The following is a 9,133-nucleotide window of genomic DNA, read 5'->3' on the forward strand; positions in this document are numbered from 1 at the left end:
CCGGGCGGACGCCAATCCCCCCGGTGTTTTTCATGCCCGCCTGACGGATGAACAAAACAATGAATTGAAATGATTAATTTTGACTCAAAGATAAACCTCCTTTACACACTTTTTGGGATACTACCATTGTCTTTGATAAATTAGATTCCTAAAGACTTTGAAATAAAAATAGGCTGATTCTACTACGAGAGTCAGCCTATTTTTGTTTAAGTCATTTACCAAGTATTATGATGGAATCTCGACTTTCTTTTTCTCTTTTACCTCTTCTTTGTCTTTGCCATCGGAAGTCTTTAGTTTGATCTTATTATCCTTGCCGGTGGTAAATGTAATGATTTGTCCCTTCTGTACCTCACCATCCAGAATAAGGTCTGTAAGTCGATCCTCTATCTCGGATTGAAGAGCTCGTTTGAGAGGCCTTGCTCCATATTGAATGTCAAAGCCCACCTTTGCGATAGCATCACGTGCCTTATCGTCAACCTTAAGATCGTACCCGGCTTTCCTTACTCTTGACAAAATGTCAATAAGTTCGATGTCGACAATCTTACGAATGCTCTTTTGGTCAAGCTGATCAAAGAGTATAATCTCGTCGAGACGATTGAGAAACTCCGGACTAAAGGTCTTATTAAGAGCCTTTTGAATGACACTTCTCGAACGTTCTTTATCCAAAGCCTCATCGTTGGTCTTAAATCCAATACCGGTACCAAAATCTTTTAGTTGTCTTGTACCAACATTGGAAGTCAAGATGATGACAGTATTTCTAAAGTCGACTTTACGACCTTCACTGTCTGTAAGGTAACCCTCGTCCATAACTTGAAGAAGGATATTATAAACATCTTGGTGTGCTTTCTCAATCTCGTCAAGCAGTACGACAGAGTATGGCTTCCTTCTTACCTTTTCGGTAAGCTGCCCACCTTCATTGTAGCCGACATATCCCGGAGGTGCTCCGACAAGTCTACTTACGGCAAACTTCTCCATATACTCACTCATATCCACGCGAATCATGGCTTCTTCCGAGTCAAACAGAAGTTTGCTTAGTTTCTTTGCCAAATAGGTCTTACCCACACCGGTTGGTCCAAGGAAAAGGAATGTACCGATAGGCTTCTTTTCGTTGCGCAAGCCCAGACGACTTCTCTGTACGGACTTGGCCAATTTCTTGACAGCTTCATCTTGACCAATGACCACAGACTTAAGCTCGTCGACAAGCTTTCTGAGTCGTTCGCTTTCAGCTTCTGCTATGCGTTGTACCGGTACACCTGTCATCATGGCAATCACTTTGGCTACCTCTGCCTGATCAACAATTTTGCGGTCTTGATCAAGGTTGTTTTTCCAGTCGTCGGTTGCCTTTTGATGTTGCTTGATAAGTTCTCTTTCTTTTTCTCTGTAAGAGGTTGCCAATTCAAAGTTTTGAGCCTTTACCGCATTCATCTTTTGCTCTCGGATCTCATTGAGTCTCTCTTCTATGATTTTGATTGCTTCCGGTGTTTCATCAGAATTGGAAACCCTGAGTCCGGCTCCCGCTTCGTCAATGACATCTATAGCCTTGTCAGGGAAGAAGCGATCGCTTATATATCTATTCGTAAGCTCAACTGAGGCTTTGATTGCTTCATCGGTATACTTAACGCGGTGGAAGTTTTCGTACTTTTCTTTGAGCTTGTTTAGAATATTGATTGTCTCTTCGGGAGTGGTGGGATCAACGATAATCTTTTGGAAGCGTCTTTCCAAAGCCCCATTCTTTTCTATAGACTTTCTATACTCATCCAAAGTGGTAGCTCCAATACATTGGATATCGCCTCTGGCCAAAGCAGGCTTCATAAGATTGGCGGCGTCCATAGAATCTTGAGAGCCACCTGCTCCTACTATATTATGTATCTCATCAATGAAGAGAATGACATCTTGTCTTTCTTTGAGCTCTTCAATAACAGCTTTGATACGTTCCTCAAATTGCCCGCGATATTTTGTCCCCGCTACCAATGCTCCTAAGTCAAGACTGATAATCTTTTTGTCAAAAAGGATGCGATTGACCTTCTTGTTGACGATCATTTGAGCCAAACCCTCAACAATAGCACTCTTACCTACACCCGGCTCTCCAATAAGGACCGGATTGTTTTTCTTTCTTCTTGAAAGGATATGGATAAGTCTTTCGACCTCTCTTTGCCTTCCAATCATAGGATCCAATTTGCCCTCACGAGCTTGCTTGGTCATATCATTACCAAAAGCCTCGAGTGCCGAACCTCCCTTTCCCTTGTTATGTCTGGGGGGAGTAGGGGGAGGCCCTTGAAGCTCTTCTCTATCTTCGTCTTCGTTGTCATTGTTATCTTCTGAGTCATTGTTTGATTCGTCTTCTTTATCAGAATCATCAAACATATCGTCAAAGTCGTGATCGTATCCAAATTGCGGATTATTAAGCATCTCTTCATTTATTTCGCATGATCCACATATATCTTGTATATCGTAGCCTTGTGCGCGAATTGATTTTTTAGCCATGTTGCTTGTATTCAACATTATTATTCCAATTAATAGTTTGACGGAATGTATGCAGTCATCCTCCAGCCCATCAATATGTATTGCTGCTGCTGTATTAAAAGCGTTTTTAATATCGCTGGAGAGTAGAGCTGAAAAATTCTTTGCCGTGGTTTTGACACTTTGCCTAATACCACCAAAACTTGCTAAGACGCTGAGCGCCGTCTCTTCCAAATCCATTCCCATTTGAAAAAGTGCCGAATTGGCCAAGCTTTCATCCCCTGTAAGGATGGCAAGGAAAATATGGTCCGGATTAATCTTGCGATATCCGAACAACTTCATAAAACCTTTGGCTTTACTCAGTATGTCTATTATTTGTTTAGTACATCTCATCACCCTCTAAAGTTACAAAGGTCGTGCCAAAGTAGCAATTATTGTGTGTGACTACAAAATGAGAAGGCAAACAATAGCTGACCTTTGCTAATCATAAGAAATATGACACTTTTGACGGTTGAGATGAAATAGATTCTTATTTAACTATTCCTTTTGATATCTTCAACTTCAGTGCCTTGCACCTTCCCATTTCCGAAGAGCCATTTCAAGATTATGAAAGTCATCACATTTTTAGTACCTTAGTCATTCATTAAGAATAAGATCCATGGAGATAAGCATATTACTTACCATACTTTTGATTACCTTTTCGCTTGGCGGATTATTCCTCCGAGGGGGTAAGATATGTCTTGTCGATGAAGATCAAATCAATGACTTCGTAACTATCAAATATAATCTTAAGAATGCTCTCTTTCGATGGACTGTGAAGCTCGTCCTTAGAGTGTTATATTTGTTAAATACTGTTATCTTATTTTGTGGTCAAAAAGCCACTCAAATCACACTGATTCAACTTGAGAATTATAAAATCGAGGGTTAGGGTTACTTGACCTTCAGCCGACTGTGCCCGTTTTTATAGTACGAAACGGGCTTTTTTATGCGCTATTTTAACAAATAAGCTCGCGCGAGAACAGATTGCTTCTCGCGCGACTTTCGATCCGTTGTCGCGCGACCTTGATATGCGAAGTCGCGCTACTTCAGGTGCAACCTCGCGCGAGTTTACCTTCAAAGTAGCGCGAGAATGGATTGCAAGTCGCGCGACCTTCGAAAAAAGGCAGCCTAAAAGCTATTTTTAAGTAGGCAAAAGGTAAAATAAAAACAGCCTTCATACAATTTAACATTTGGTGAAATCGATAAATTCTCATTCTGTCTCATTTTATATTGAAAAAGGCCTTTTTGAAGTCAAAAATGGTCTGCTTTTAGATTGAAAGAAGGGATGAGTTTATTTACATTATTTATCTAATAAAGTGTGATTTGAGCAAAAAGATACGCTATCCCTTGCGTTTAAAAACATTGGTATTGATGATGAAATAAGAACCTATTTTAGACAGCTTTTCCACATTTACCACAAAACGAATCTTCAGAGTGGATCGGGTTGCCACAATTGGTACAAAACCTATGTGACTGAGATACTGCATTGTCCTTTTTTGATCTTGACTTAGCTTTGGCAATCTCTCCGGATATGATACCGGTTGGAACAGCTATAATCGAGTAACCGAGCAGCATCACAAAAGTTGAAATCATTTGTCCCAGTGCCGTAATGGGCGTAATATCTCCATAACCAACAGTCGTGAGTGTAATAGTTGCCCAATAGATAGCTTTTGGAATACTCGAAAAGGTTGGATTGATCTCTCCTTCAATAATATACATGATGGATCCAAGAATGGTAACAATCATCAAGACTGTCATCATAAACACCCCAATTTTGGGTAAACTTGTGAGAATAGATTTCCATAAATAGCTTCCCTCTGTGCGGAGATTACTCAAACCGAAAATGCGGAATACTCTAAACATTCGGATAAATCTGAATGCAAATAGGAAATGGGTACTTCCGGTGAAGATACTCAGATAGGTGGGAAGAAATGAAATGAGATCTACAATACCATAGAAGGAGAGTATATACGATCGTTTCTTTTCAAGACACCATATTCTAACTATATATTCAATTGTAAAGAGAATGGTAAAAGCCCATTCAATCCAATAAAGAATCTCATGAGTCTTTGTACTTAGATTTTTGATCGAATCAACGGCCACTGCAATGATGCTTGAGATAATGCAAAGGAGCAATACAATATCGTAGAGTTTGCCTCCCATAGTATCCCAACCAAAGATAATATGCCTTACATAGCGACGGCTGTACCAGGGACCATAGTTGATGCTTTTACAAGTATTTTCCTTCTTGAGCTGGTGCATAGAAATATTAGTTTATATCATTCAAGACAAAAAGAATCTGCCTAAATAATCGAACAAATGTATGATAAAAACAGAAATACTTTCATCCTAAACCATGATAAAACTATCATAATTATAAGGAGGTCAGATTGTATTAAACAAAAAATAGAAGGGCTGCACCGTATTTGGTGTAACCCTTCTCCAGTATGTTTTATTTAGAATTTGGATCTTAGAAGTTGAAATTGTAGCAAACCAAAAATGTGTTTCAACCTTTTACGAAACTCAATTCAACCAACTTCTTAATCTTTTGCCGATAAGAATGGATATGTATAATCTGTTGGTGGAACGAAGGTTTCTTTGATTGTTCTTGGATTGCACCATCTCATCAAGTTGAGAGGTCCACCGGCCTTGTCGTTTGTACCACTTGCTCTTGCTCCGCCAAATGGTTGTTGTCCAACTACTGCTCCGGTTGGTTTATCATTGATATAGAAGTTTCCGGCAGAATATCTCAATGCTTCAAGAGCCTCTTCTATAGCATACCTGCAGTGAGAGAAAATAGATCCTGTCAAACCATATTTGCTTGTACCGTCGCAGACTTTAAGTATTTCTGCATAGTCTTTGTCTTCATAAACATATACAGTCAGTACCGGTCCAAACAGTTCGTCAGTCATTGTGGCATAGAACGGATTGGTTGTTTCTATTACTGTAGGCTGGATGAAATAGCCATAATTTTTGTTCCCTTCTCCACCAAAGATGATTTTGGCATCGGCATCTTTCCTTGCTCTTTCGATATATCCCATGATTTTGTCGAAAGAGGCCTCATCAATAACGGCATTCATAAAGTTGTCAAACTCCATGACATCGCCCAGCTGGATAGTGCTAATCATATCTCCCATAGCCTCTTTGATTTGTGGCCAAAGTGAGCGTGGAATATATGCACGACTGGCTGCAGAGCACTTTTGACCTTGATATTCGAATGCGCCGCGTACGAGGGCAGTGGCCACCTCTAAGGGTTCTGCACTGCTGTGGACCACTACGAAGTTTTTGCCACCGGTCTCGCCTACGATGCGTGGATAGCCTTTGTATTTGTCAATATTTCCTGCAATGCTTTTCCAAAGAAGATTGAATGTTTCTGTAGAGCCGGTAAAGTGGAATCCTGCAAGTTTATCGCTATTTACTGCCACTTTGCCAATTAGACTTCCTTGTCCCGGTAAGAAGTTGATAACCCCTTCGGGGATTCCGGCCTCTTCCATTATCTTCATCAGAATATAGTTGCTGTATAGAGCTGTGGTAGAAGGTTTCCAAATAGTGGTATTTCCCATCATGGCAGGAGCTAAATTGAGGTTACCTGCGATACTTGTAAAGTTGAATGGGGTGACAGCAAAGATAAATCCTTCAAGAGAGCGATACTCTGATCTATTGAGTACCCCTTTGTCGTTGAGAGGTGGCTGGTCGGAGTATATTTTGGATGCATAATATGCACTGAATCTTAAGAAGTCGATTAGTTCGCAAGGTGCATCGATCTCTGCCTGCATGGGGTTTTTGCTCTGTCCAAGCATTACAGAAGCAGCCAATTTGTATCTATATTTAGTAGAGATGAGCTCTGCCATTCGAAGCATAATACTTGCCCTTTCGGTCCAAGGCAGTCTACTCCAATCATGACGAGCTTTTTCTGCTGCCTCGATAGCCATAAGCACTTCCTTGTCAGATACTTTGTGATAAGTGGCAAGTTTGTGTGCATGATCGTGTGGCATGACCACATTCCCGGTATTCCCGGTTCGTATTTCTTTTCCTCCTATAATAATGGGTATTTCTATCTCGTTGGCTGACTGTTTTTTGAGTTCATCAAGGAGCTTTTTGCGCTCAATGGTACCCGGAGCATAGCTGTAAACAGGTTCGTTGCCGGGTTTGGAAAAATTAAAAACTGAATTGTTCATCTTATCTGATTGTTGTTATTGTAGTTCATTTACTCTTGAGGAAGAAAGTTTTCTGCAAGCATACATCTTGCCGATCCTCCCCCGTTCTTTTCTATCGTCTCCAACTCGGGAGCGACTATTTTGCTGTAAGCTTCTATTTCTGCTATCTGTTGTGGATTGAGCGACCGCTTGGCCTCTGCACTCATTACCAATATCGAGTTGCCATTTTCATCTTCCACTTCAAGCATATTGCCTGCGAAATGTTCAACTTGTTCGAGGCTGATATCTATAATCTTGTGATTGGTTTGTTTTAGGCTTTCGACGACCATGTCTCTTTCAGTGGAGTCCTTGATGCACTCAAGGCATATCACTGCGTACTTTGTGGCAACACACATCATTACATTGGTGTGGTAGATAGGTTTATCAAATGCATCTGTGGCTGTAAAGACCAGACCTTTGTAGTCAAGCTCGGTACAAAAATCATCCAATACTTTTTGATTGGTACGTTCACTTGTACAGCAGTAAGCAATTTTGTTGACCCGATCGAGAACCATGCTTCCTGTACCTTCTAAAAAGCATTTTTCTTTTTCATAACCGCTGAGATTGATAATCTTGGATACTCCATCCAAATCTCCTACAGTGGCAAGAATGTGCAATTTCCGTTCTTGTTGCCTATTCTGTGCATACATAGGGTATAGGATAAGTTCTCCGGTAACATGTGTGCTAAACCAGTTGTTAGGGAAAATAGAGTCCGGTGTATGTGGCTTTTTTGTGTCTTGAATGACCCATACATCAACTCCATTGTTCCTTAAAAGGTTGACATAAGCATCAAATTCTCTTTTAGCCGATTTGGCAACAGCTTCGGGAACTCCGGTTTCTTTTTGAAAACTATTGTTTGTCGCTGTCTCTGCGTTGTAGCCAAAAAGAGCAGGGCGTACCATGATAACACGGTTTGTTGCCTGTTTCCTTACAATACTCATATCTACAATTATTTAGATTATTCCAGTACTTTGAGGGACTCTCTAATAATGTCGGCAGCTTCTCCTAATTCGTCCTTTGTGATACAAAGTGGGGGTGCAAGTCGAATAATGTGTCTATGAGTTGGTTTTGCAATGAGTCCTCGTTTGGCCATTTCTTCGCACACATCCCATGCTTCGTTTCCGTTGTGTGGCTCAATAACGATGGCATTTAGAAGACCTTTCCCTCTTACAAGTTTCAGAAGTGGACTGTTGATCTTATTAAGTTCGGCGCGGAAATATTTACCTAATTCATCAGCTTTCTCAGCCATTTTTTCCTCTTTGATGACTGTTAATGCGGCTATGGCTACTCTGCACGCAAGTGGAAATCCTCCAAATGTGCTGCCATGTTCGCCCGGTTGTATTGTCAACATAATTTCATTGTCTGCCAATACTGCACTTACTGGAAGTACTCCTCCTGACAAAGCTTTGCCAAGAACTAATATGTCGGGTCTTACTCCTTCATGTTCGCAACACAGCATACGACCTGTACGGGCAATACCGGTCTGTACCTCGTCTGCTATAAATAGAGCATGGTTTTTGTGACATATGTCTGATGCTTTTTTGATATAACCATCATCCGGAACAAATACTCCGGCTTCTCCTTGAATAGGCTCGGCAATAAATCCTGCAATCTTGTCTCCGTACTTTTCAAATGCAGCTTCTAAGGCAGGTATATCGTTGTATGGTATTTTGACAAAACCGGGAGTGAACGGGCCGTATTCAGAGTAGCTGCTTGGGTCTGAACTCATGGATACAATACTTATCGTACGTCCATGGAAGTTGCCTTCACAAACAACGATAATGGCTTCATTGTCAGGAATACCTTTTACTTTGTAGCCCCATCTGCGACAAAGTTTGAGAGCTGTTTCCACAGCCTCGGCTCCTGTATTCATTGGAAGTACCTTGTCATATCCAAAATAGTTGTGCATAAACTCCTCATATTCACCCAAACAGTCGTTATAAAACGCTCGAGAGGTCAGACAAATTTTATCTGCTTGCTCTTTGAGTGCTGCAACGATCTTTGGATGACAATGTCCTTGATTGACTGCACTATAAGCAGATAAGAAATCGAAATACTTTTTACCGTCTACATCCCATACGAATGCTCCTTTTCCTCGAGCCAATACAACTTCCAGAGGATGATAGTTGTGTGCTCCATAACGATCTTCAAGATCAATGTAATGTTTTGCTTTGCTTGTTAAATCCATGACTTAATTGTTGTTTATGTGTTTGTTTATAATGATCTTAACGTTTGTGTTTTAGTTCAATTGTTGGTGAATTGTTTTTGCCTTGCAATACACCGTCTTATGACTGTCTTGAAATGCTCTCTTCTAAGAAGCTGTTTAAATTTAATTGAAAAACAATCTTATACAAGGTGTTAATATATTGAATATCAGTAGGTTAGTTGATTTATTATTTGTAACTTTATGATTATCAAACAATTAAAGTTATGGAGCA

The 9,133-nt window shown here is 40.4% G+C and carries 6 protein-coding genes; 1 reads left to right on the forward strand and 5 read right to left on the reverse strand.

What is annotated here, in order from left to right; genetic code table 11:
- Positions 1 to 225 precede the first annotated feature (225 nt).
- Positions 226 to 2,853: an ATP-dependent Clp protease ATP-binding subunit gene (locus tag ACFO3G_RS04880; protein WP_465254277.1), complete on the reverse strand. Its 2,628-nt coding sequence runs from the start codon at positions 2,851 to 2,853 to the stop codon at positions 226 to 228.
- 265 nt (positions 2,854 to 3,118) lie between these two features.
- On the opposite strand from ACFO3G_RS04880, the gene ACFO3G_RS04885 reads away from it, so the two are divergent.
- Complete coding sequence (locus ACFO3G_RS04885; RefSeq protein ID WP_380078517.1) at positions 3,119 to 3,388, forward strand: hypothetical protein; 270 nt, start codon at positions 3,119 to 3,121, stop codon at positions 3,386 to 3,388.
- Positions 3,389 to 3,891: 503 nt separating this feature from the next.
- Here ACFO3G_RS04885 and ACFO3G_RS04890 read toward each other — a convergent pair.
- The 4 genes from ACFO3G_RS04890 to rocD all read right to left on the reverse strand — a co-directional run bounded on the left by ACFO3G_RS04890 (position 3,892) and on the right by rocD (position 8,883).
- Positions 3,892 to 4,761 carry an ion transporter gene (locus ACFO3G_RS04890; protein ID WP_380078519.1) on the reverse strand — a complete coding sequence of 290 codons (870 nt, stop codon included), beginning with the start codon at positions 4,759 to 4,761 and terminating at the stop codon, positions 3,892 to 3,894.
- Between the two features lie 278 nt (positions 4,762 to 5,039).
- Entirely contained in the window at positions 5,040 to 6,677 is a 1,638-nt protein-coding gene (pruA, locus tag ACFO3G_RS04895; RefSeq protein WP_380078521.1) for an L-glutamate gamma-semialdehyde dehydrogenase, read from the reverse strand.
- Between the two features lie 29 nt (positions 6,678 to 6,706).
- Positions 6,707 to 7,636, reverse strand: coding sequence for a citrulline utilization hydrolase CtlX (gene ctlX / locus ACFO3G_RS04900; protein ID WP_380078523.1), 930 nt, complete (start codon positions 7,634 to 7,636; stop codon positions 6,707 to 6,709).
- A gap of 17 nt (positions 7,637 to 7,653) precedes the next feature.
- Positions 7,654 to 8,883 (reverse strand): ornithine--oxo-acid transaminase, encoded by a 1,230-nt coding sequence (gene rocD, locus ACFO3G_RS04905; protein ID WP_380078525.1) that lies wholly within the window; start codon positions 8,881 to 8,883, stop codon positions 7,654 to 7,656.
- Between the last annotated feature and the right edge of the window lie 250 nt (positions 8,884 to 9,133).

It is taken from the genome of Falsiporphyromonas endometrii (genome assembly GCF_042654485.1).
In the GTDB taxonomy this organism is placed as follows: Bacteria; Bacteroidota; Bacteroidia; order Bacteroidales; family Porphyromonadaceae; genus Porphyromonas; species Porphyromonas endometrii.

What these genes read in the sequence shown, in the direction of transcription:
- ACFO3G_RS04880 (WP_465254277.1), bottom strand. Translation starts at nt 2,853, where the DNA reads ATGAGATGTACTAAACAAATAATAGACATACTGAGTAAAGCCAAAGGT.
- ACFO3G_RS04885 (WP_380078517.1), top strand. Translation starts at nt 3,119, where the DNA reads ATGGAGATAAGCATATTACTTACCATACTTTTGATTACCTTTTCGCTT.
- ACFO3G_RS04890 (WP_380078519.1), bottom strand. Translation starts at nt 4,761, where the DNA reads ATGCACCAGCTCAAGAAGGAAAATACTTGTAAAAGCATCAACTATGGT.
- pruA (WP_380078521.1), bottom strand. Translation starts at nt 6,677, where the DNA reads ATGAACAATTCAGTTTTTAATTTTTCCAAACCCGGCAACGAACCTGTT.
- ctlX (WP_380078523.1), bottom strand. Translation starts at nt 7,636, where the DNA reads ATGAGTATTGTAAGGAAACAGGCAACAAACCGTGTTATCATGGTACGC.
- rocD (WP_380078525.1), bottom strand. Translation starts at nt 8,883, where the DNA reads ATGGATTTAACAAGCAAAGCAAAACATTACATTGATCTTGAAGATCGT.